This is a genomic window from Thermus sediminis (assembly GCF_003426945.1).
Taxonomy (GTDB): Bacteria; Deinococcota; Deinococci; order Deinococcales; family Thermaceae; genus Thermus; species Thermus sediminis.
In genome coordinates this window covers 847,035-867,708 of sequence record NZ_QURO01000004.1, presented here as the reverse complement: position 1 = coordinate 867,708, position 20,674 = coordinate 847,035, and the positions used below count along the sequence as shown (strand labels likewise).

Genomic DNA, 20,674 nt, shown 5'->3' with positions numbered 1-20,674 from the left:
ATGAGAAAAGCCCTTCTTTTCCTCCTTTTGGCCCTTCTGGCCTTGGCCCTGGCCCAGCGGTACTTCACCGAGGAGGAGCTAAAACCCATCCAGACTGGGGGTAAGGCCTACGCCGAGGTCTTCCTCAACCAGCGCCCCGACCAGGCCCTTTGCTCCCAGTACCGCAACCGCCTCCCCGCCGAACTTCTGCCCCAGTTCCTGGAGGAGCAACGGGCCCTCATCAGGTATCCCGCAGACGGGAGGCTCATGGGGGACTGGCGCAAGGGCGGGGAGATCTTCAACAACCTGCAGAAGGCCAACTGCTTCTCCTGCCACTATGGCTCCCCCGTGCACCTGGGTGGGGACGTGGGGCCCAGCCTGGAGAAGTACGGCCTAAACCGGGGCCAGTCCGAGGCCATGCAGCGCTACACCTACGAGGTCATCTACAACGCTTGGGCCTACTTCCCCTGCTCGGTCATGTACCGCTTCGGGGCCCTGGGAGGCCTAACCCCCGAGGAGATCGCCCACGTGGTGGCCTACCTCCTGGACCCGGAGTCTGACTTCAACACCAAGCCTGCAGTGGGGTCCCGATGAACCGCAGGGAGCTCCTCTTCCTTCTTTCCGCTCTGGCGGGCCTCTCCCCCAAGGCCCTTTCCCGGGTGTTGGAGGACCCCAAGGGACTCTACGACCTCCCACCCTATGGGGAGGCCACCTTGCTCTACTTCTCCGATCTCCACGCCCAGCTTTTCCCCCACTACTTCATGGAGCCCCCCAACCTCATCGCCCCCAAGCCCCTCATGGGCCGCCCCGGCTACCTCACGGGGGAGGCCGTCCTCCGCTACTACGGGGTGGCCCGGAAGACCCCCTTGGCCTACCTCCTCTCCTACCTGGACTTCGTGGAGCTGGCCCGGGCCTTGGGGCCCATCGGCGGTCTGGCTCCGCTTACCGCCCTCATCCGTCAGCAGAAGGCCCAGGTGGAGGCGGAAGGGGGCAAGGCCCTGGTCCTGGATGGGGGGGATACCTGGACCAACTCCGGGATTTCCCTCCTCACCCAGGGGAGGGCCATCGTGGACTGGCAGAACCGGGTGGGGGTGGACCACATGGTCTCCCACTGGGAGTGGACCCTGGGGCAGGAAAGGGTGGAGGAGCTCCTCGAGGCCTTCCAAGGGGAGCTTCTCTCCTATAACATCGTGGACGAGCTCTTCGGCGATCCCCTCTTCCCCGCTTACCGCATCCACCAGGTGGGGCCCTATGCCCTGGCCGTAGTGGGGGCCAGCTACCCCTACGTGAAGGTGGCCCATCCCGAGGAGTTCACCGAGGGCCTCTCCTTCGCCCTGGACGAGAGGAGGCTAGGGGAGGCGGTGCGAAGGGCCCGGGCCGAGGGGGCGGATGCGGTGGTCCTCCTCTCCCACAATGGCCTGCAGCTGGACGCCGCCCTGGCGGAACGGGTGGAGGGAATAGACCTCATCCTCTCCGGCCACACCCACGACCTCACCCCCCTGCCCTGGCGGGTGGGGCGGACCTGGATCGTGGGGGGAAGCGCCGCCGGCAAGGCCCTCATGCGGGTAGACCTCAGGCTCCGCAAGGGGGGGATCGCCAACCTCCGGGTTCGGGTCCTGCCCGTCCTTTCGGCCCATCTGCCCCAGGCGGAGGATGTGGAGGCCTTCTTGGAGGCCCAGATTGCCCCTCACCGCCAGCACCTCTTGGAGCCCTTGGCGGTCACGGAAACCCTACTTTACAAGCGGGACACCCTCTACTCCACCTTTGACCAGCTGGTAGGGGAGGCGGTGCGGGCGGTCTATCCCGAGGTGGAGGTGGTCTTCAGCCCTGCGGTGCGCTGGGGCACCACCGTTCTCCCGGGACAGGCCATCACCTGGGACCACCTCTACGCCTACCTGGGCTTCACCTACCCTGAGCTCTACCTCTTCTACCTCAGGGGGGAGCAGATCCGAAGCGTCTTGGAGGACATCGCCAGCAACGTCTTTAGCCCCGACCCCTTCTACCACCAGGGCGGGGACGTGAGCCGTACCGTGGGCCTCCGCTACGTCCTGGACCCCGACGCCCCCACGGGGGGCCGCATCCGGGACCTGGAAGTGAACGGGAAGCCCTTGGATCCCAACCGCCGCTATCTGGTGGCCGCCTACGGGGGGAGGCTCCAGCGGGTGGGGGAGGCCAAGCTGGGGTATGAGCCCAAGCCCATCTACGAGGTGCTAGCCGGTTACCTCAAGGCGGTGGGCCGGGTACGGATCCTGCCCCAGCCCAACGTGAGGGTCCTGGGGCGCAACTACCGCCTGCCCGAGGTGATGGGATGAAGCGAACAGGAGTTTTGCTCATAGGCGTTCTTCTCTTGGGCTTAGGGTTTTCCCAGGTGGGCCCTTTCAGGGCTCGCCTCGAGGCTGCCCTCCAGACCGGGGGAGAGGCTTTCCTCAAAGTGATGGGCTCCCAAGACCGGGGACAGGCCCTCTGCTCCCAGTACCGGGACAGGCTCCCCCCGGACCTCCTCCCCCTCTTCCTGGCCGAACAGCGGGCCCTCATCCGCTACCCGGAGGACGGCAGGCTCATGGGCGACTGGCGGAAGGGGGAGGAGATCTTCACCGACCCCAGGAGGGGCAACTGCTACGCCTGCCACTCGGGGGACCCGGCGGAGGTGGCCTACGGCACCGTGGGGCCTGACCTCCGGGGGTACGGGGCCCTTAGGGGCCAGTCGGAGGCGCTCCAACGCTACGTCTACGAGGTGGTCTACAACGCCTGGGCCTACTTCCCCTGCTCCCTCATGTACCGGGGTGGGGTGCAGGGCCACTTCACCCCTGAGGAAGCGGCCCACATCGTGGCCTTTCTCCTGGACCCTGAGTCCCCCGTGAACCGGAGGTGAGGATGAAGCGGACCTACCTGCTCTCTGGCCTGGCCCTCCTCGGCTTCGGGGCCCTCTTCGCCTACACCCAAGGTCAGAAGCCCCTGGACCCCTTTGAGGAGGCCATGCGGCAAAGGCAGATGTACCTGGAGACCTTCGGGATTCTGCCTGGGGAGCTCTACGTGGAGGAGGGGAGGGAGCTCTTCTACCGCAAGGGGCCCTCGGGGAAGACCCTAGAGGCCTGCGACTTCGGCAAGGGGCCCGGGGTCCTGGAGGGGAGCTACGCCACCTTGCCCAGGTACTTCCCCGACTCCAGGCGCGTGGAGGACTTGGAAACCCGGATTTACACCTGCATGCAGACCGTTCAGGGCTATAAGCCCCAGGAGATCAAGCGGGACGAGGTGCGGGCCATCGCCGCTTACATCGCCAGCTACTCCTCCAGGGCCAGGATGCAGGTGGTGCCCAAACACCCCCAGGAGCATGCCCTTTACAACCTGGGTCGGGAGCTCTGGTACATGCGGGCGGGCAACCGGGACATGAACTGCTCCGCCTGCCACGACCGCTACGCCGGGAGGCGGGTCCGCCTTTCCCCCCTGCGGAGCCCCAGCCAGGGCTTGGGTAGCGAGTGGCCCGCTTACCGGTTTGAGGCGGACAAGCTCTACACCATGCAGGACCGTATAGCCTTCTGCTACGATTCCATAGGCATCCCCGCCCCGGCCTACTACTCCGAGCCCTACATCGCCCTCACCCTCTACATCCTGGCCGAGGCCACTAGGGCTGGCCACGCCTTTGAGGAGCTGCCCTTCTTCACGAGGTAGGGATGCGCCGCCGGGACCTTCTCCTCGCCCTCCCCTTCCTGCCCCTAGCCCAGGGCCAGGGGCAGGGGGGAGAGGATTTTGCCGAGGCCTTTGCGGCCTTCATCGGGCGGGTCCCCCCGGCGAGCTACCTGGTCTTCCCCACGGAGGCCAGGGACCTCCTCCTCTTTGAGCCCTTGCTCCTGGACGTGCGCACGGCGGAGGAGAGGAGGCGGGGGCACATCCCGGGCTCGGTCCACCTCCCCGCGGGGGAGGTCCCCAGGCGGCTCAACGAGCTCCCCCAGGACAAGGAGGCCTTGATCCTTGTTTACTGCAACTCGGGGAGCGTCTCCATGGTGATCGCCGCCTACCTTCAGGCCCTGGGGTACAAGAACGCCAAGAACATCGCCTTTGGCTTCAAAGGCTGGCTGGATGCCGGCCTCGAGGTGGAGGTGGAGGGTTGAAGAAGCTTTGGGCCCTTTTGGCGGTTTCGGGCCTGGCCTTGGCCCAGTCCCTGGTGGTGGAGGTGAGGGGTTCCCTGGAGGAGGTGGAGGCCAGGACCCTCCAGGCCCTGAGGAGCGCGGGCCTGGAGCCTGACCGGGTCCTGAACCTGGGGGAGCAGGTGCGCCAGGTGACGGGCCCGGGCTTCCCCGAGTACCGCCTCGTCGTTCTCAAGCCCGGAGGAGGGAGCCTGGAGGCCGCCTCCAAGAACCCCATGACGGCCATCATCCTTCCCCCTACGGTCTTCATCACCGGGGAGGGGGAGAGGCACCTGGTGGGGACCCTGGACGGCAGGTTCCTCTTCGGCCTCATGGGGGTCTACGGGGGCAAGGTGCGGGAGCTTACCTGGCGCCTCGAGGCTGCCTTGGGCCAATTGGGGGTGGTGAGGCGGCTTTCCCCCCCCATGATGCCGGATCCCAGTAGCGGCTTGATGCCCGCCCTCCTCTACCGCGTCCCCTCAGCCCAGGTGGAGGACGTGGTCCTCATGGTGGAAACCGAGCTCACCTCCTTGGGGATGAACCTCCTCCCCAACGTCCAGGTGGGCCCGGTGACCGTGATCATGCCCTGCAAGAGCGAGTGGGCCCGTATAATGTTCCTCGCCCAGCCCGCCGGGGGTTTCGCTGCGCCCTGCCGCTTCTTCGCCATGCAGATGGGCTCGGATGTGCTGGTGGGGGCCATTGAGCCCATGCTCATGACCATCATGCCGGGGGTGATGGGCACGCCCGCAGTGCCCATGCTCCAGGAGGCCCGGCAGGTGATGGGCGCCGTTTTGGAGGCCGTGGGTGGGGTGCCTTACCGCCCGGGTCAATGAAGGGAGGGAGGAGATGAAGGTCAACCGGCGTCAGGTCCTGAAAACGGGGGCCACTCTTGCGGCGGCTGGGGCTTTGGGAAGCGGCGGATTCGCCCGGGAGTTCTATGCCCGTCCGCCCACCCTCCTTCCCCGCACCCGGGCTCCCCGGGTGGTGGTGGTGGGGGGCGGCTGGGGTGGGACCGCGGCGGCCCGCAAGCTCAAGCAGGCGGTGCCCGAGGCCGAGGTGGTCCTCCTGGAACAGCGGGGCTACTTCATGTCCTGCCCCATATCCAACCTCTTCCTGGCGGGGTTGCAGCCCTTGGAGTTTCTGGTCTTTGACTACAGCGAGGTGATCCGGGACGGCGTGGTCTTCGTCCAGGAGCGGGTCCTGGAGATCAACCGGGACCGCCGCCTCATCCGCACCACCGGGGGCTACCTGGCCTACGACCTCCTGGTCCTCGCCCCGGGGATCACCTACATGTACGAGGCCATCCCCGGTTACCCCGAGGCCAAGGACTTCCTCCCCGTGGGCTTCCGACCCTTTGAGCACGTCGCCCTTCGCCGCCAGATCGACCGCTTTGAGGAGGAGGGTGGGGAGTTCGTCATCTACATCCCCAACCCCCCCTACCGCTGCCCTCCCGGCCCTTACGAGCGGGCGGCCCTTCTAGCCTGGCGGTTCAAGACCAAAGGGGTCAAGGGTAAGCTCATCGTCCTGGACGCCAACCCCCAGCCCATCTCCAAGGCCCCCGGGTTCCTCGCCGCCTACAACGACCTCTACAAGGACTATTTGGAGTATATCCCCAGCACCACCATCACCGGCCTAGACTACGAGAAGAAGGTAATAAAGACCGAGCTCGGGGACGTTCCCTTCACCGTAGCCAACATCATCCCTCCCATGAAGGCGGCGGAGATCGTGCAGCAGGCGGGGCTTGGGGAAAGGTGGGCCAACATCCGCCTTCCCTACTTCTTCTCCGAAAGGGACGACCGGGTCTACCTCCTGGGGGACATCGTGGGCAACACCCCCTACCCCAAGAGCGGGATGGTGGCCTACGTCTCCGGCACCATCGTGGCCCGGCAGATCGCCGAACGCTTGAGGGGCAGGCCTCTGGCGGAGATCGCCCCCGAGCTCCCCACCAACATCTGCTACTCCTTTGTGAACTCCGAGGAGGCCATCTGGGTGGCCCACCAGCACAGCTGGGACGAGGCTGCCCGCCGGGTGGTCCAGCAGAGCACGGTGGACAACCAGCGCTCCAAGGCCAGCGGCGAGGCCGCCTACGGCTGGGCCTTGGGCATCTGGAACGACATGTTTGGCCCTGCCTGAAGGGCCAGGGTCCCGCCCCCAAGGGGGGCGGGATTTCCTACGCGCCCAAGATACACTAGGAGGGTATATGGACCGAAGGAAGTTCTTCCGGCTACTTGGCGTAGGGGGGCTTCTCTCCCTCATGAAGGCCAAAGCCCAGGGGTCCCCATGGACGGAAAAGACCTTTGAGACCCTTACCCCCTTGGGCACCCCCCTCTCCGAGTACGGAGGGCGGAGCCCCTTTGAAGAGGGCGTGGTGCGCTACATCTCCCCCAACCTGCGCACCCGCCACTCGGGGGCGAGCTTTGCCCCCATCGGGGATCTGGAGGGGGTCATCACCCCCAACGGCCTCTTTTTTGAGCGCCACCACGCCGGCGTGCCCCAGGTGGACCCCGAGGCCTACCGCCTGGTCATCCACGGGATGGTGGAGCGCCCCCTGATCTTCACCCTGGAGGACCTCAAGCGCTTCCCCTCGGTGACCCGCACCTACTTCATCGAGTGTGCCGGCAACGGGCAGAACGGCTACCGCAACCCTCCGGACCCAAGCCTCACCGCCACCCGCAGCCGCGGCCTGGCCTCCAACGCCAGCTGGACCGGGGTGCCCCTTGCCCTCCTCCTCAAGGAGGCGGGGGTGAAGCCCGGGGCCAAATGGCTCGTCCCCGAGGGGATGGATGCGGCCATGTACACCCGTTCCATCCCCCTGGAGAAGGCCATGGAGGATGTCCTGGTGGCCTACGCCCAGAACGGGGAGGCCCTCCGCCCGGAGCAGGGCTACCCCGTGCGCCTGGTGGTCCCGGGCTGGGAGGGGAGCATCCAGGTGAAGTGGCTCAGGCGCATCCTGGTCACGGACCTACCCGCCATGGCCAAGGATGAGACCAGCGAGTACACGGATGTGATGGCGGATGGTCGGGTCCTGGCCTTTACCTGGATCATGGAGCCCCAGTCCATCATCACCTCCCCCTCAGGGCTCCAGCAGATCAAGCCCGGCTTCCACGAGATAAGGGGCCTGGCCTGGAGTGGGTACGGCCGCGTCACCCGTGTGGAGATCTCCTTTGACCAGGGGAGGACCTGGAGGCGGGCTACCTTGGAGCCTCCGGTGGAGCGCTACGCCTTTGTGCGTTTCAAGATGCCCTGGTACTGGGACGGCAAGGAGGTGGTCCTTTGGAGCCGGGCCTGGGACGAGGCGGGGAATACCCAGCCCACCCGGGAGGAGTTCTTCAGGAGATGGGGGAGGAACAACCGCTACCACTACAACGCCATACAGGCTTGGCGCATCCAGGGGGATGGACAGGTGGTGAACGGGGATCAGCCCTTGGGTGGCCAGGCCTTTGGCCCCGCGGGGGGTTGCGGTGGGGAGGTGTTGGATGTTTAAGCAAGCCCTCTTGGCCTTAGCCCTGCTCGGACTAGCCTTTGCCGCCCGCTACGGTCTGGGCACCCCCATTGCGGAGGAGCTCATAGCCCAGTACGACCTCAGGCCCGTGGTCCTACCCGACGGCCGGGGACTTCCCCCTGGGGAGGGAAAGGTCGTGGAGGGAGAGCGCATCTATGCGGAGAAGTGCGCCTCCTGCCACGGGGCCCGGGGGGAGGGCTACCCCTTCAACCGCCTGGTGGCCGAGCCCTTCCCCATCACCCCGGACACGGATCCTGTGGAGTTTGCCATCGGCAACTACTGGCCCTACGCCACCACCCTTTTCGACTACATCCGCCGGGCCATGCCCTTTGGGGCGGCGGGCACGCTCACGGACGAGGAGGTCTACCATCTGGTGGCCTTCCTCCTTTACATGAACGGCATCACCGAGGCGGACACCCCCATCAACCAGAAGACTCTGCCCACGATCCGGATGCCCGCCCGGGAGCTTTTGGACTTGGACCCCGAGACCCGGCGCCGCTTCCCCTGGCTCACCCTGCCCTAGGATGGAGGCATGGCCCTTTCCCTGAGCGCAGCCTTCCTGGCAGGGGTGCTCTCCTTCCTCTCCCCGTGCGTGCTGCCCCTGGTGCCCACCTACCTCTTCTACTTGGGGGGGGAGCGGGGGCGCCCCGTCTTCAACGCCGTTTTCTTCGTCTTGGGCTTTGGGGCGGTGTTTTTCTTCCTGGGCCTGCCCTTCACCCTCCTTGGGAGCCTCCTCTTTGAACATCGCCAGACCCTAGCCCGGATAGGGGGGGCGGTTTTGGTGCTCTTCGGCCTCTACATGTTGGGCCTGAGGCCCAGGTGGGGGGTCTCCCTCCGCTACGAGGGGGAGACCGGCCGCCCCTTGGGAGCCTTCCTCCTGGGGGCCACCCTGGGTCTGGGCTGGACCCCCTGCATCGGTCCCATCCTGGGGGCCATCCTCACCCTCACCGCGGTGGGAGGGGGAGTGGGGTTCCTCCTGGCCTACATCCTGGGCCTGGCCGTGCCCTTCCTGCTGGTGGCCCTCTTCGCTGAACGCCTCAAGGGCTTTTTGAGGCGGGCGGGGCGGCTTTCCCACCGCGTGGAACTTCTTGCCGGCGTGGTCCTGATCCTGGTGGGGCTTCTCCTCCTCACGGACTCCTTCACCGCCCTTAACGCCTTTTTCCTTCGCCTTACGCCGGAGTGGCTGCAGAGGTACCTCTAGGACCTTTGTCCCGGCCCGATACCCCTAGACTGGAGAAGGCATGCTCTTGCGCCTGGTGGGTGTTTCCAAGCGTTTTGGCCGCGACTGGGTCTTGAAGGATCTGGACTTCGCCTTGGAGCGGGGAGAGGTGGTGGCCCTCCTGGGCCCCAACGGCTCGGGGAAGACCACCCTGCTGAGGCTTATGGCTGGCCTTCTCAAGCCCACCCGGGGGCGGGTGGAGCGGAAGGAGGAGGCCTTGTTTCTCCCCAACCCCCCGGCCTTTCACCGCCACCTCACCGCCAGGGAGCACCTCCTTTACGATCTGGCCTTCCACGGCCGGAGGGGGGATTGGGCCGGGGTTTTGCGCCGCTTCGCCCTGCCCTCTGACCTGCCCCTGGCCGCTTTCTCCAGCGGCATGAGGAAGCGCCTGGCTTTGGCCCGCCTCCTCCTCTTGCGCCCCTCCCTTTGGCTTTTGGACGAACCAGAGACCACCTTGGATGCCGAGGGAAGAGGGCTTCTTCTGCAAGTCCTTCGGGAGGCGCGGGAAGGGGGAGGGGTGGTCCTGGCCACCCACGACCGGGCCTTGGCCGGGACGGTGGCGGATCGCGCCCTGGAGCTAGGAGGAAGATGAGATCGGCCCAGGTTCGGGTGGCGCGGGAGGCGCTTCAACCGATGCGGCGGGTCTGGCTTCTCGCCCTGCGGGACCTGCGCCTCGAGGTGCGGGACCGGACCGGGATCCTCTCCCTCCTGGCCTTCTTCGCCGTGATGCTCTTCGTCATGGCCCTGGCCTTGGGCCCCGAGGAGGGCCCCTTGCGCCGGGCGGCCCCTGGGGTCCTCTGGGTGGCCCTGGCCTTCATGAGCACCCTCCTCTCCACCCGGGCCTTCGCCCTAGAGGTGGAGGAAGGCACCCTGGATGACCTTCTCCTCACCCCTGGGGGCAAGGAGTGGATCTACTTTGGCAAGCTCCTTTCCCAGGTTCTCCTCCTTTTGCCCCTAGGCCTCCTCGCCCTCCTCTTGGCGGCGGGCCTCTTTCACCTGCCTCTAGAGCGGGGGCTTCCCCTCCTCCTCACCCTCTCCCTAGGGGCCTTGGGCTACGCCAGCGTGGCCACCTTCTACGCCGGCCTCCTGGCCCGCCTGAGGGGACGGGAGGCCCTTCTGCCCCTCCTCCTCTTCTCCTTGGTGGTGCCCGTGGTCCTGGCCTCGGTGCGGGCCACGGTGGGCCTGGTGGAGGGGCTTCCCCTGGCGGAACTGGCGGACTGGTGGCGGCTCCTTTTGGTCTTTGACGTGGTCTACATAACCGCCTGCGCCCTCCTCTTCCCCGTGGTCATGGAGGGATGAGTTCACAGACTTCTGAGCCCTAGCGGACCTATACTCTACTTGGGTAGGAGGAACGAGATGCTAAAAGCGGCGAACCCTGAACGGCCCGATGCCCTCACTTGGGCCCTTTTGGCCTTGGGGCTGCTCCTGCTTCCTGCGGGGCTCCTCGTGGCCCTATCCGCTCCCCCGGACGTGAACCAGGGCTACCTGGTCCGGATCATGTACCTGCACGTGCCCACCGCCTGGCTGGGTTACCTGGCCTTCTTCGTCACCTTCCTCTACTCCCTCCTCTACCTCTTCCGCCAAAACCCTAGGCACGACCGGGTGGCCATGGTCAGCGCCGAAATCGGCCTGGTCTTCATGGGCCTAGCCCTGCTTACGGGCATGCTCTGGGCCAGGCCCACCTGGGGGGTCTACTGGACCTGGGAGCCCAGGCTCACCACCACCGCCATCCTCTTTGCCGTCTACGTAGGCTACTTCCTCCTCCGGGGGGCCATTGAGGACCCGGAGCTCAGGCGCAAGGCGGCGGCGGCCGTAGGGATTTTGGGCTTCATCAACGTGCCCATCAGCTACATGTCGGTGAAGTGGTGGCGGAGCCTGCATCAGACGCAGTCCATTGACCTCACCACGGGCAGGGTCATTCTGGCCCCGGAGATGCTCCAGGCCCTGCTATTCAACCTCCTCGTCTTCACCCTGCTCTACCTGGGCTTCGTGCGCTTCCGGGGCTTTGTGGCGGCCCTTGAGGCCAGAAAGGAGGAGAGTTGAGCGAGGTCTTCGTAACCTGGGTCTACGCCCTCACTTACCTCACGGTCTTCGGCTACCTGGCCTACCTCTTCTTCCGCTACCGGAGGGCGAAGTGAGGACCAAGCACCTCTTTGGCCTTCTCGTCATCCTGGGAGCGCTGGCCTACATGGTCTTCGGGGGGCTGGGGCAGAACCTGGTCTACTTCCTCACCCCCTCGGAGTACCTCTTGGAGGAGGCCAGGTACCAGAACCGCCCCCTGCGCCTCGGGGGCCTGGTCAAAGAGGGCACCGTCCAGTACGACAGGGACAGCCTGGAGCTCCGCTTCATCCTCACAGACGGGGTAGCGGAGGTGCCCGTCTTCCACCGGGGCACCCCCCCCGGCATGTTCCGGGAAGGCCAGGGGGTGGTGGTGGAGGGGCGCTTCCAAGAGGGCATCTTCCAGGGGAGTAACCTCCTCGTGAAGCACTCGGAGGCCTACCAGGCTCCCAAGGAGGGCTGGACCCCAGAGGAGGTGCGCAAGCTCCTGGAGGAGGCTAGATGACCCCGGCCCTCCTGGGTAACCTGGGAGTAACCCTTACCCTGGCCTTCAGCCTCCTGGGCCTGGTCCTAGCCCTCCTCGCCTACCTCCAGGGGGATGCCCGGTTCCTCAAGGGGGCGAGGCGCCTGGTCCTCCTGGCTTTCCTCGCTGCCCTGGCCGCCTTCCTGGCCCTGGAGTGGGCCCTCCTCACCCACGATTTTAGCCTGGAGTATGTGGCCCGGAACCACTCCCTCAACGACCCCCTGTGGGTGACCTTGGTGACGCCTTGGGCGGCCCTGGAGGGCAGCCTCCTCCTCTGGGGGCTCCTCCAGACCCTGTACACCTGGATGGCCTCGAGGCGCCTCCCCGACCCTTGGCGGGCCTCCTTGATCCTCTCGGTCCTCTTCAGCATCCAGGCCTTCTTCTTCGCCGTCATGGCCACGGTGGCCAGCCCCTTCCAGACCCTGCCCAACCCCCCAGCGGACGGCGTGGGCCCCAACCCCCTCCTGCAGAACCACTGGATGATGGCCGTCCACCCCGTCCTCATGTACCTGGGCTTCGTGGGCTTTTCCGTGCCCTTTGCCCACGCGGTGGCGGCCATGGCCACCCGGCGCTACCAGACCTGGGTAGAGGAAACCCAGTGGTGGACCCTGATCGCCTGGGGTTTCCTCACCGCGGGAAAGGTGGCGGGGATGTGGTGGAGCTACGAGGTCCTGGGCTGGGGTGGGTACTGGGCTTGGGACCCGGTGGAGAACGCCAGCTTCCTACCCTGGCTCCTGGCCACCGCCTTCCTCCACACCGCCTACGTGCAGCGGACCCGTGGGGCCTTGAAGCTCTGGAACTTCGCCCTGGTCACCCTCGCCTTCTCCGCTACCCTTTTCGCCACCTTCCTCACCCGCAGCGGGGTGATCATGTCCGTGCACGCCTTCGCTGAGGGGCCGGTGGGCTTGGTCTTCCTCTTCGGGTTCCTGGCCTTCTTCCTGTTGGGGATGTTCCTCCTCTACCGGGTGGGCCAGGAGGTGCAGGATCCCGTGGTCTTCCGCCTTTTCTCCCGGGAGGGGGCCCTGCTCCTGGGGGCCTTCTTCTTCCTGGGCTGGACCCTGGTGGTCCTCCTGGGCACCCTCTACCCCCTTTTGGTGGAGGCGGTGAGCGGGGCCAAGGTGAGCGTGGGGGCCCCTTTCTTCAACCAGGTCTCCATCCCCATCGCCATAGGCATCCTCCTCCTCATGGGCATTGGGCCCCTCCTGCCTTGGCGCCGCACCCGGCCGGAGGTCTTCCGCAACCTCGCCATCCTCCTCGGCGTCCTGGCCGTAGGAACCCTCATGGGCTTCCTCAGGGGCTATACCCCTGGGACCTCCCTGGCCGTGGGGCTCTTCGCCTACAACCTAGCGGCCATCCTCCTCCTGGTGGGGGAGGAGATCCGGGGTCGGCTCCGGGGCGGTCTCTCCCCTTGGGGCTTTTGGGGGAACAGGAGGCGCGTGGGTAGCCTGATGGCCCATCTGGGGGTGGCCCTTATGGCGGTATCCATTGCCTTCAGCCAGACTTACCGCGTGGAGCAGGAGCGGACCCTTTACCGGGGCCAGGCCTGGGAGGTGGGGACGGTGACCCTGCGCTTTGAGGGGGTGCGGGCCCTGGACGAGGGGCGGCGGTTCGCCGTGGAGGCCCTGTTGCCCACGGACCGTTTTGGGGAGGTGCGTCCCAGGCTCCACTTCTACCCCCAGATGAACGCCCCCCTGCCCTCTCCCCATGTGGTCTACACCCTCAAGGACGACTACTACTTCGTCCTCATGGACTTTGACCGGGAGAGGGGGGAGTGGGCCTCCCTGAGGGTCATCCTCACCCCCCTCGTCCTATGGATCTGGGTGGGGGGCGGGCTGATGGCCCTAGGGACCCTGTACATCCTCTGGCCCGCCTCGAGGCGGCAGGAGGCCAAGGGGGTGAGCCCGGCGTGAGGGGGCTTTGGTTCCTGCTGCCCCTGGCCTTGGCAGGGCTTTTCTGGTGGGGGATGCAGCGGGACCCTCGGGAGCTCCCCTCGGTCCTAGCCAAAGAGAGGCGCCCCGCCCCCGACTTCGCCCTGCCCCTGCTTCCCCCCTATCGGGAGGCGTGGGGGGAGACCTTTCGCCTGGGGGAGTACCTGGGGAAGAAGCCCATCGTCCTCAACTTTTGGGCCAGCTGGTGCTTCCCCGCCTGCTACGAGGAGGCCCCCATCCTGGAGGCCGCCTGGCGCCGCCACCGGGAGCGGGTCCTCTTCCTGGGGGTGAACGTCCAGGACCGGGAGCCGGAGGCCCTAAGGTTCATCGACCAGTTCGGCCTCACCTTTCCCAACGTCTTTGACCCCCGGGGACGGGTGGGGGTGGACTACGGGATGTACGGGGTCCCCGAGACCTTCTTCATCGACCAGGAAGGCCGGGTCTTGGCCCGGCACGCGGGCGCCGTGGACCAGGCCACCCTGGAGCGGTACCTGAAGGAGATGCTGCCATGAGGTTCCTCCTGTTGTTCCTTACCCTGGGCCTAGCCGCCTGGGCCCAAGAGGGGCCACCCCCTGACCTCTCCCCCGAGGTCTTCCGGATCGCCCGGGAGCTGCGCTGCCCCGTATGCCAGGGGGAGTCGACGGCGGAGAGCAACGCGGGCGTGGCGGTGGAGATGCGCCGCCTCATCGCCGAGATGCTGGAGGAGGGGAAGACCAGGGAGGAGATCAAGGCCTTCTTCGTGGAGCGATACGGGGAGTGGATCCTCTACGAGCCCCCTAGGCGGGGGCTGACCCTCTGGGTCTGGGTGCTTCCGGTGGTGGGGATCTTCCTCTTGGGCCTGGGGCTTTTCGCCCACTTCCGGCCCCACAAGCCCCTTCCCCAGGAGCTCCTGGAGGAGGCGGAGCGCCGCCTGAAGGAGCCGCCATCGTGATGGCCACCCTGATCTTCCTGGCCCTTTTCCTCCTGGCCCTCTTCCTGGCCTTGAGGCCCCTTTTTGGCCCCAAGGAACCCTTCCCCGAACCCCCCCGGAGGGAGGAGTTCCTCAGGGAGCTAGAAGTCCTGAAGGAGGAGGTGAAGGCCCTGGAGGGGGAGGAGAAGAAGCTGGCCCTGGCCCGGATCGTGGCCCTAGAGCGGGCCTTGGAGGGCTGGCGTCCCCCGAAGCCCTCTTCCTTGAGGCCCCTGCCCCTGGCCATTCTCCTCGGGGCGGTGGCCCTCCTGGGCGTGGGGCTTTGGCAGTACACCCTGCCCCGCCTGCCCGGGGAGACCACCGTGGCCGTCTTCCGGGTGGAAGAGGCCCGGGAGCTTAGGGCTCTGGCCGAAAGGGCCAGGAGAACGGGAAGCCCGGAGGACCTCCTCGCCTGGGGCCGAAAGGCCTATGAGCTGGAGGTCTACGAACAGGCGGCGGAGGCCTACCTGGAACTCTTGCGGAAGGAGCCCACCAACGTGGAGGCGGTCCGGCGGGTGGGCATCCTCTTCTTCATGTCCGGCCTTCCCGAGGCCCGGCTCTTCCTGGAGATCGCCCAGCACGCCGACCCTGAGGCGGCGGAGGGTTGGCTTTTCCTGGGGAACCTCTACTTCCAGGAGGGCAGGTACGGGGAGGCCATCGCCGCCTGGGAGCGGTACCTGGAGACGGGTGGGGAGGCCAGGGAGCGCGTCCAGGGCCTCATCGCCATGGCCCGGGCCCAGGCCCAAAGGGGGAAGGACGGCCGGGGGGTCTACCAGGCCCACTGCGCCGCCTGCCACGGGGCGGCTGGGGAAGGGGGCGTGGGACCCAGGCTCAAAGGGAACCCCGTCCTTAGGGTCCGGGAGGCGGTGCGGGAGATCGTCTTGGAGGGCCGGGGGACCATGCCCGCCGTGCCCCTTTCCCAGGAGGAGCTCGAGGCCCTCCTGGATTACCTGGAAAGCTTATAGCCATGAAGCGGCGCGACCTCTTCTTCTACCTGCCGGTGGCGGTGGCTGGGGGGTTTTTTGTCTGGTTTGGCGCCCGTGTCTACAACCTCCGCTTCCGCTCCCGGCCCCAGGCGGGGGAGCCCACCTGGAGGGAGGGCCCCAGGGTTCTCGTGGGCAGGAAGGGGGAGCTAGGGGTTTGGGGGGTCCGGTCCTTTGAGTACCCCCTGCCCACAGGGCCCTTGCGGGCCTTCCTCCTCCGCCTTCCCGAGCCCGCTCCCGGGGGGCTTTCCCTGGAGGAGGAGCACTACATCGCCCTAAGCCGCATCTGCACCCACCAGGCCTGCGTCCTGCACTACGTCCCCGACCCCGAGGCGGGCTCCCTCCTCTACAACTTCCGCCACAAAAGGCCCTTCCTGGGCTGCCCCTGCCACTTCGGGGCCTTTGACCCCCTCCTGGGGGGGAAGGCGGTCTACGGCCCGCCCCGCCACCCCCTGCCCCGCCTCAGGCTCGAGGCCGAGGGGGAGGACCTCTACGCCACCGGCCACGAGGTGCCCCTGAGGCCCATGGAGGGGGGCTAGCCCTCCTTGAGCCGCACCCGGACGAAGCGGTCCCTTCCCCGCTGGAGGACCAGGGGGCGGGAGAGGGTCACCTCGAGGCCCGGGTCCGCCACCACCTCCCCGTCTATCCTTAGGCCCCGGTTCCCGATGAGCCTCCTGGCCTCGGCGTGGGAGGGGGTGAGGCCCGCCAGGGTGAAGAGCCGGGCCACCCAGATCCGCCCCTCCTTGAGCTCCGAGGCGGGGATCTCCACCTCGGGGACCTCCTCGGGGATACCCCCCTTGGCCACCTCGTCGTAGCGCGCCTCCGCCCGCCTCACCGCCTCGGGGCCCGCCTCCTTGTCCTTCCCCAGGGCCTCCAGGCTGTAGCCCAGACCCTCGTAGAAGGCCCGGTCTATCCGGGGGGGGATCTGGGGGAGGGCGTAGGCGGCGGTGAGGAGCCGGGCCAGGACCCGGTGGGCGGGGACGGGGCCCGCCTTGAGGAGGGTTTCCACCTCCTCCTCCCCTAGGTCCGTGAGGAGGCGGAAGTAGTCCTTGAGGAGGGGGTCTGGCACCCGCATGAGCTTCTTGAACATGGCCTCGGGGGGCTCGGCCACCCCGATGTAGTTGTCCAGGCTCTTGGACATCTTCTCCTGGCCGTCTAGGCCCAGGAGGAGGGGCATGAGGAAGCAGGCCTGGGGGCTTTGCCCGTAGGCCCGCTGTACCTCCCGCCCCACCAGGAGGTTGAAGCGCTGGTCCGTCCCCCCCATCTCCACGTCGGCCCGGATGGCCACGGAATCGTAGGCCTGGGCGAAGGGGTAGAGGAGTTCGTGCAAGGAGATGGGGGTTCCCTCCCCATAGCGCTTCTTGAAGTCCTCCCGTTCCAGCATCTGGGCCACGGTCATGAGGGAGGTGAGGCGCACCACCTCCTTGAAGGTGAGGCCCTCCAGCCACTCGGAGTTGTAGCGGAGCTCAAAGAGCTCGGGCTCCTGCCTTAGGATCTTCCCCGCCTGTTCTACGTAGCTCTTGGCGTTCTCCCGGGTCTCCTCCAGGGTGAGGGGGGGGCGGGTCTTGCTCCTTCCCGAGGGGTCCCCGATCATCCCGGTGAAGTCCCCGATGATGAGGACCACCTTGTGCCCAAGCTCCTGGAACTGGCGCATCTTCCTCAGGACCACCGCGTGGCCCAGGTGGAGGTCGGGCCTGGTGGGGTCGGCCCCCAGCTTCACCGTGAGGGGGCGCCCCTCCTTGAGCTTCTCCAGAAGCTCCTCCTCGGGGATGATCTCCTCCACCCCCCGCTTGAGGAGGAAGAGGGCCTCTTCCGGGGATGGCCTAGGGTCCGCCATGAGGCCAAGTATACTGAAGCCAATGCGGAGCCTACTCCTTCTGGTTTTGGCCGCTTTGGGGCTTTACTGGTATGCGGAGCGGTACGGGCTCGCCGTAGGGTATCCCCCCTTCCTGCCCGTCTTTTACTGGAAGTACACGGGGGAGGCCCTATACCCCATCCGGGTCACCGGACTTTACGACAGCGTGAAGGTCGTGGTCTCGGGGAGCCTCCAGGAGGGTCGCCTCCGGGTGGCCCTCCTAAGGGACGGCCGGGCGGTAGGGGAGCGCGCCTTCGCCGGAGCCTTTCGGGAGGAACTCCGCTTCCCCGTCCAGGCGGGGGAGTACGCCCTCCGCTTCCGCCTCGAGGGGGCCAAGGGCCAGGTGCGCTACGACTGGGTGACCACCAAGTTTGCCCCTTGAGGCGGGGTGTGCTACACTTAGGCCTGGCTTGCCCCTTGGGGGCATTGAAGGAGAGCGATGGCCACGAAGAAGCCCAAGAGGAACCTGTCCGCCCTGAAGCGGCACCGGCAGTCCCTGAAGCGCCGGCTCCGCAACAAGGCTAAGAAGTCGGCTATAAAGACCATTTCTAAGAAGGCCGTCCGTTTGGCCCAGGAGGGCCAGGCGGAGGAGGCCCTCAAGATCCTGCGCAAGGCCGAGAGCCTCATCGACAAGGCGGCCAAGGGGTCCACCCTGCACAAGAACGCCGCCGCCCGCAGGAAGTCCCGGTTGGTGCGGAAGGTGCAGAGGCTCCTTTCCGCCGTGAGCGCTTAAGGGGGGCCCATGGGCAAGGGCGACCGCCGCACCCGCAGGGGCAAGATCTGGCGCGGTACCTACGGCAAGTACCGGCCCCGCAAGAGGAGGTGAAGGGCGCTACCCTCCGGGGCCCAGCTCCTTAGGCCCCTCGCCCTTCCATCTCCCAGGTGAGGTCCCTGAGGAGCCACCCCCGCCCCGGGGGAGAGATCTCCCCCGAGGCCAAGGCTTGGACCAAGTAGCGGCGCACGAGGGCTTCCGGAACCCCTTGGGCGATGACCTCCCCCAGGTTCTTGCTGCCGTCCAAGAGGCCTTGGAGCTGGCCGAACTCCTCCAGGGTTTTCCCCCTCCTTCCCTGGTAGCGGATCCTGAGGGCGTACCAGGTGTAGCGGCGAAGGGGGTAGAGGTCCCCCTCCCTCACCCCCATGTAGGCCCTCTCCATGGCGATGAGGAGGGGAACCCCCCAGGCCTTGGCGGCAGCGCGGACGCTCCTTCCCCCTTGGAACACCTCCAGGAGGGGGGTGGGCCGGATGGTTTCCAGGACCCGGCTGGGGGAGTCTATCAGGGTGCGGAAGCGGTCCCACTCGTCGTTGACCCGGGCCCATTCCCCTAGGAGGGTGGGGAAGGGCAGGAGGGGCTTTCCCCCGGCGGAAGGGCCGGCCCGGAAACGAAAGGGGCCCTCCTGGGGGTGCAGGGGGAAGGTGAAGAGGGCCTCGAGGCCCTCCCAGTCCAGGATGTTCGCCGCCACCACCTCCCCGGCGGCAAAGCGTAGGCTAAGGGGCAGGAAGCCTGTCCTAAGCTCTAGCACCCCGGAACCCCGGTGGCCGTGGATCAGCTCCAGGACCTCCGTAAGGGAGATGACGCTCAGGTCGCCTTCCACCGGTATCCCTCCCCGAATCCCAGGACCAGGATACGCCCCTCCCCTCGGTAGGCCCCCAGGGCCTCCATGACCCTGGCCTCTCCCCCCTCCGGCACCAAGGCGGCCACCGTGGGCCCCGCCCCCCCACGAAGGCGGCCAGGGCCCCGGCCTCCAAGGCCCCCTCTATGGCCTCCAGGACCCCCGGCATCAGGTGGGCCCGGTAGGGCTGGTGGAGGCGGTCCCGGCAGGCCTCCCTCAGGGCCTCGAGCCTGCCCGCGAAGAGGGCGGCGGGCCAGAGGGCGCTTCGGGCCAAGTTGTAGATGGCGTCCCCCAGGGGCACCTCCCGGGGCAGGGCCTCCCGGGCCAGGGGGGTGGGCACCTCGTAAGGGGGTACGGCCAGGACGAAGCGCACCCCTTCCGGCCTAGGCAGGGGGATGGCCAAGGGGGGGTGGCTCAGGGCGGCCACGAAGCCCCCGTAGACGGCGGGGGCCACGTTGTCGGGGTGGCCCTCCAACTGGGCCGCCACCCGGAAGACCCCCTCCCGCCCAAGCCTTCCCCCAGAAAGGCGGTCCGCCAGGGCCACCCCCGCCACCAGGGCAGCCGAGGAGCTGCCCATACCCCGGGCCAGGGGGATGGGGTTGTAGGCTTGCACGGCGAGGGGTTCGGGGGCAAGCCCAAGGGCCCGCATCCCCGCCCGGTATCCCTCGTGGATGAGGTTCTCCGTCCCCTCCACCCTTCCTTCCCCTTCGTAGAGGAAGGCGTCCTCTTTGGCGGGCTCGGCCTCCACCTCCAGGTAGAGGTCCAGGGCCACCCCCAAGGCGTCAAAGCCCGAGCCCAGGTTGGCCAGGGTGGCGGGGACATAGAGGCGAGGAAGGGGCTCCATGTGTCCCGCCCCAGCATACCAGGACTTTCCCTGGGGTCTTGACAAGAAGAAGAAGCCCTATCTTAGGGGTGGAGGTGGTACAATGAAGTTGGCAACGCTAGGAGGGCCCGTGTTTATGGTCTTTGGGTTGCCGGTGGCTATAGCCCAGGCCATGCCCTTCTCTCAAGAGGGGCTTTCTTGCCCATTGCCGGGCGATGAGATGGTGAAACCTCTAGAGGACCAGTGCTTGGACCCCGGAAATGGTGGTTCAGCGGTATGTGGGAGCTATAACTGCTTTACAAGGTGTGAGACTATAACCGTCAACGATTGCGTGTGGCGATGGATTTGCGCAACCTTTGCCGCAACATGTGTTTATTGGACCACGGATTCTAGGGGAAGGGCGGTTTGTGCAACAACAGCTTTTGTCTGCACTGCTTATGACTGGCAGCAAATTTGCACCCCAAGGCAGGAGGAAAGATGTCAAACGTATTGCGTTCGGTGAGCGCAAAGCTTCGGACTTTGGTGGATGTTGCCTTCTACTCTTCTTTAGCTGCGCTGCAATTTAAGCTGTGGCTCTCCGTTTTTGATAATCTTTTTCGCAATGGCAGGCTTGAAACCGGGGACGTTTTCGTGGTGTTTTTCCTCCTTCTGGCCCTCTGGTTTGCCTGGGGGCGTATAGGCCTACCTTATGCTAGCGCTCTTCTCGGAATCATCTGGGCTGCCTATCTCCAATCCCAACACTGATAAGGGACGAAGCTACCTTGCTTGTATTTTGGCCTCTAACCTTAGAGTGTGGGCGGACGGTTTCGTTTTCCCTCTTTGGAAATCTGGTTGCAGGGTGGTCGTCTATAGCTTAAAATGCTATGGAATGTGCGAGCAACAATGCCGGTAAGGGGGGATGGCAAGATGCTCCGGTTTGATGGAAAGCTTGCGAAAAGGCTTTTCTGGCTTGGTATCTTTGTGGCCTCTGTGATCCTCGGCTCCTTCCTGGGGCGACAGGGCATCTGGGGCGGGGTCCCGTTCCTTTTGGGTTTGGGGTCCGTGCTCGCCTTCTACTTCTTCTGGGGTGGCGGTGTGGCCTTTAACCTGCCCAAGGTTTGGGCCTTTTCCCTTCTTGCCGTAGT

Annotated in this window: 24 protein-coding genes and 1 pseudogene; 22 read left to right on the top strand and 3 right to left on the bottom strand. The window is 66.4% G+C overall.

The window, feature by feature from the left end; genetic code table 11:
* The 19 genes from soxX (ATI37_RS05195) to ATI37_RS05105 all read left to right on the top strand — a co-directional run bounded on the left by soxX (ATI37_RS05195) (position 1) and on the right by ATI37_RS05105 (position 15,801).
* A complete protein-coding gene (soxX, locus tag ATI37_RS05195) occupies positions 1 to 573 on the top strand; it encodes a sulfur oxidation c-type cytochrome SoxX (protein WP_117237424.1) in 573 nt (190 codons plus the stop codon).
* The gene (gene soxB / locus ATI37_RS05190) at positions 570 to 2,291 is read left to right on the top strand and encodes a thiosulfohydrolase SoxB (RefSeq protein ID WP_117237423.1); all 1,722 of its coding nucleotides are present in this window, start codon (positions 570 to 572) and stop codon (positions 2,289 to 2,291) included. Before soxX (ATI37_RS05195) ends, soxB begins: the two co-directional genes overlap by 4 nt.
* A complete protein-coding gene (gene soxX, locus ATI37_RS05185; protein ID WP_117237422.1) occupies positions 2,288 to 2,851 on the top strand; it encodes a sulfur oxidation c-type cytochrome SoxX in 564 nt (187 codons plus the stop codon). Before soxB ends, soxX (ATI37_RS05185) begins: the two co-directional genes overlap by 4 nt.
* 2 nt (positions 2,852 to 2,853) lie before the next feature.
* Positions 2,854 to 3,648, top strand: a complete 795-nt coding sequence (soxA, locus tag ATI37_RS05180) for a sulfur oxidation c-type cytochrome SoxA (RefSeq protein WP_117237421.1) — start codon at positions 2,854 to 2,856, stop codon at positions 3,646 to 3,648.
* Between the two features lie 2 nt (positions 3,649 to 3,650).
* The gene (locus tag ATI37_RS05175) at positions 3,651 to 4,088 is read left to right on the top strand and encodes a rhodanese-like domain-containing protein (protein WP_117237420.1); all 438 of its coding nucleotides are present in this window, start codon (positions 3,651 to 3,653) and stop codon (positions 4,086 to 4,088) included.
* On the top strand, positions 4,085 to 4,936 hold the full coding sequence (locus ATI37_RS05170) for a translation initiation factor 2 (protein WP_117237419.1): 852 nt from the start codon (positions 4,085 to 4,087) through the stop codon (positions 4,934 to 4,936). The genes ATI37_RS05175 and ATI37_RS05170 overlap by 4 nt, the downstream gene beginning before the upstream one ends.
* Positions 4,937 to 4,949: 13 nt before the next feature.
* Entirely contained in the window at positions 4,950 to 6,236 is a 1,287-nt protein-coding gene (locus ATI37_RS05165) for an FCSD flavin-binding domain-containing protein (RefSeq protein ID WP_117238521.1), read from the top strand.
* Between the two features lie 67 nt (positions 6,237 to 6,303).
* A complete protein-coding gene (gene soxC / locus ATI37_RS05160; protein ID WP_117237418.1) occupies positions 6,304 to 7,587 on the top strand; it encodes a sulfite dehydrogenase in 1,284 nt (427 codons plus the stop codon).
* Positions 7,580 to 8,128, top strand: coding sequence for a c-type cytochrome (locus tag ATI37_RS05155; RefSeq protein WP_117237417.1), 549 nt, complete (start codon positions 7,580 to 7,582; stop codon positions 8,126 to 8,128). Before soxC ends, ATI37_RS05155 begins: the two co-directional genes overlap by 8 nt.
* A gap of 9 nt (positions 8,129 to 8,137) precedes the next feature.
* A complete protein-coding gene (gene ccdA, locus ATI37_RS05150) occupies positions 8,138 to 8,806 on the top strand; it encodes a cytochrome c biogenesis protein CcdA (protein WP_117237416.1) in 669 nt (222 codons plus the stop codon).
* Between the two features lie 40 nt (positions 8,807 to 8,846).
* The gene (locus ATI37_RS05145) at positions 8,847 to 9,416 is read left to right on the top strand and encodes an ABC transporter ATP-binding protein (RefSeq protein ID WP_117237415.1); all 570 of its coding nucleotides are present in this window, start codon (positions 8,847 to 8,849) and stop codon (positions 9,414 to 9,416) included.
* A 41-nt stretch (positions 9,417 to 9,457) separates the two neighbouring features.
* Positions 9,458 to 10,123, top strand: a complete 666-nt coding sequence (locus tag ATI37_RS05140; protein ID WP_117237414.1) for a heme exporter protein CcmB — start codon at positions 9,458 to 9,460, stop codon at positions 10,121 to 10,123.
* Positions 10,124 to 10,180: 57 nt separating this feature from the next.
* Positions 10,181 to 10,867: a cytochrome c biogenesis protein CcsA gene (gene ccsA / locus ATI37_RS05135; RefSeq protein WP_117237413.1), complete on the top strand. Its 687-nt coding sequence runs from the start codon at positions 10,181 to 10,183 to the stop codon at positions 10,865 to 10,867.
* Between the two features lie 91 nt (positions 10,868 to 10,958).
* Positions 10,959 to 11,387 carry a cytochrome c maturation protein CcmE gene (ccmE, locus tag ATI37_RS05130; RefSeq protein ID WP_117237412.1) on the top strand — a complete coding sequence of 143 codons (429 nt, stop codon included), beginning with the start codon at positions 10,959 to 10,961 and terminating at the stop codon, positions 11,385 to 11,387.
* Entirely contained in the window at positions 11,384 to 13,315 is a 1,932-nt protein-coding gene (locus ATI37_RS05125) for a heme lyase CcmF/NrfE family subunit (RefSeq protein ID WP_117237411.1), read from the top strand. The genes ccmE and ATI37_RS05125 overlap by 4 nt, the downstream gene beginning before the upstream one ends.
* Positions 13,312 to 13,845 (top strand): TlpA family protein disulfide reductase, encoded by a 534-nt coding sequence (locus tag ATI37_RS05120; protein ID WP_117237410.1) that lies wholly within the window; start codon positions 13,312 to 13,314, stop codon positions 13,843 to 13,845. The genes ATI37_RS05125 and ATI37_RS05120 overlap by 4 nt, the downstream gene beginning before the upstream one ends.
* A complete protein-coding gene (locus ATI37_RS05115; RefSeq protein ID WP_117237409.1) occupies positions 13,842 to 14,264 on the top strand; it encodes a cytochrome c-type biogenesis protein in 423 nt (140 codons plus the stop codon). Before ATI37_RS05120 ends, ATI37_RS05115 begins: the two co-directional genes overlap by 4 nt.
* On the top strand, positions 14,261 to 15,244 hold the full coding sequence (locus ATI37_RS05110; protein WP_117237408.1) for a tetratricopeptide repeat protein: 984 nt from the start codon (positions 14,261 to 14,263) through the stop codon (positions 15,242 to 15,244). Before ATI37_RS05115 ends, ATI37_RS05110 begins: the two co-directional genes overlap by 4 nt.
* 2 nt (positions 15,245 to 15,246) lie before the next feature.
* Positions 15,247 to 15,801 (top strand): Rieske 2Fe-2S domain-containing protein, encoded by a 555-nt coding sequence (locus ATI37_RS05105; protein WP_117237407.1) that lies wholly within the window; start codon positions 15,247 to 15,249, stop codon positions 15,799 to 15,801.
* On the opposite strand, the gene tyrS is transcribed toward ATI37_RS05105, so the two are convergent.
* Positions 15,798 to 17,099 (bottom strand): tyrosine--tRNA ligase, encoded by a 1,302-nt coding sequence (gene tyrS, locus ATI37_RS05100; protein ID WP_117237406.1) that lies wholly within the window; start codon positions 17,097 to 17,099, stop codon positions 15,798 to 15,800. The two genes, ATI37_RS05105 and tyrS, sit on opposite strands and share 4 nt — an antisense overlap.
* Positions 17,100 to 17,121: 22 nt before the next feature.
* Between tyrS and ATI37_RS05095 the strand changes: the two genes are divergently transcribed.
* From ATI37_RS05095 to ATI37_RS05085, 3 genes are read left to right on the top strand one after another with little or no spacing between them, the layout of a single operon-like run.
* Positions 17,122 to 17,499, top strand: coding sequence for a hypothetical protein (locus ATI37_RS05095; RefSeq protein WP_117237405.1), 378 nt, complete (start codon positions 17,122 to 17,124; stop codon positions 17,497 to 17,499).
* A gap of 57 nt (positions 17,500 to 17,556) precedes the next feature.
* Positions 17,557 to 17,850 carry a 30S ribosomal protein S20 gene (rpsT, locus tag ATI37_RS05090; protein WP_117237404.1) on the top strand — a complete coding sequence of 98 codons (294 nt, stop codon included), beginning with the start codon at positions 17,557 to 17,559 and terminating at the stop codon, positions 17,848 to 17,850.
* Between the two features lie 9 nt (positions 17,851 to 17,859).
* Entirely contained in the window at positions 17,860 to 17,943 is an 84-nt protein-coding gene (locus tag ATI37_RS05085; protein WP_117237403.1) for a 30S ribosomal protein THX, read from the top strand.
* A 28-nt stretch (positions 17,944 to 17,971) separates the two neighbouring features.
* On the opposite strand, the gene ATI37_RS05080 is transcribed toward ATI37_RS05085, so the two are convergent.
* On the bottom strand, positions 17,972 to 18,709 hold the full coding sequence (locus ATI37_RS05080; RefSeq protein ID WP_117237402.1) for a DUF4388 domain-containing protein: 738 nt from the start codon (positions 18,707 to 18,709) through the stop codon (positions 17,972 to 17,974).
* Positions 18,694 to 19,571: pseudogene (gene thrB / locus ATI37_RS05075) on the bottom strand (homoserine kinase). Before thrB ends, ATI37_RS05080 begins: the two are co-directional and overlap by 16 nt.
* Positions 19,572 to 20,674 lie beyond the last annotated feature (1,103 nt).

Coding starts and splice junctions, on each gene's coding strand:
- soxX (WP_117237424.1), top strand. CDS start 1: ATGAGAAAAGCCCTTCTTTTCCTCCTTTTGGCCCTTCTGGCCTTGGCC.
- soxB (WP_117237423.1), top strand. CDS start 570: ATGAACCGCAGGGAGCTCCTCTTCCTTCTTTCCGCTCTGGCGGGCCTC.
- soxX (WP_117237422.1), top strand. CDS start 2,288: ATGAAGCGAACAGGAGTTTTGCTCATAGGCGTTCTTCTCTTGGGCTTA.
- soxA (WP_117237421.1), top strand. CDS start 2,854: ATGAAGCGGACCTACCTGCTCTCTGGCCTGGCCCTCCTCGGCTTCGGG.
- ATI37_RS05175 (WP_117237420.1), top strand. CDS start 3,651: ATGCGCCGCCGGGACCTTCTCCTCGCCCTCCCCTTCCTGCCCCTAGCC.
- ATI37_RS05165 (WP_117238521.1), top strand. CDS start 4,950: ATGAAGGTCAACCGGCGTCAGGTCCTGAAAACGGGGGCCACTCTTGCG.
- soxC (WP_117237418.1), top strand. CDS start 6,304: ATGGACCGAAGGAAGTTCTTCCGGCTACTTGGCGTAGGGGGGCTTCTC.
- ATI37_RS05155 (WP_117237417.1), top strand. CDS start 7,580: ATGTTTAAGCAAGCCCTCTTGGCCTTAGCCCTGCTCGGACTAGCCTTT.
- ccdA (WP_117237416.1), top strand. CDS start 8,138: ATGGCCCTTTCCCTGAGCGCAGCCTTCCTGGCAGGGGTGCTCTCCTTC.
- ATI37_RS05145 (WP_117237415.1), top strand. CDS start 8,847: ATGCTCTTGCGCCTGGTGGGTGTTTCCAAGCGTTTTGGCCGCGACTGG.
- ATI37_RS05140 (WP_117237414.1), top strand. CDS start 9,458: ATGCGGCGGGTCTGGCTTCTCGCCCTGCGGGACCTGCGCCTCGAGGTG.
- ccsA (WP_117237413.1), top strand. CDS start 10,181: ATGCTAAAAGCGGCGAACCCTGAACGGCCCGATGCCCTCACTTGGGCC.
- ATI37_RS05125 (WP_117237411.1), top strand. CDS start 11,384: ATGACCCCGGCCCTCCTGGGTAACCTGGGAGTAACCCTTACCCTGGCC.
- ATI37_RS05115 (WP_117237409.1), top strand. CDS start 13,842: ATGAGGTTCCTCCTGTTGTTCCTTACCCTGGGCCTAGCCGCCTGGGCC.
- ATI37_RS05105 (WP_117237407.1), top strand. CDS start 15,247: ATGAAGCGGCGCGACCTCTTCTTCTACCTGCCGGTGGCGGTGGCTGGG.
- tyrS (WP_117237406.1), bottom strand. CDS start 17,099: ATGGCGGACCCTAGGCCATCCCCGGAAGAGGCCCTCTTCCTCCTCAAG.
- ATI37_RS05095 (WP_117237405.1), top strand. CDS start 17,122: ATGCGGAGCCTACTCCTTCTGGTTTTGGCCGCTTTGGGGCTTTACTGG.
- rpsT (WP_117237404.1), top strand. CDS start 17,557: ATGGCCACGAAGAAGCCCAAGAGGAACCTGTCCGCCCTGAAGCGGCAC.
- ATI37_RS05085 (WP_117237403.1), top strand. CDS start 17,860: ATGGGCAAGGGCGACCGCCGCACCCGCAGGGGCAAGATCTGGCGCGGT.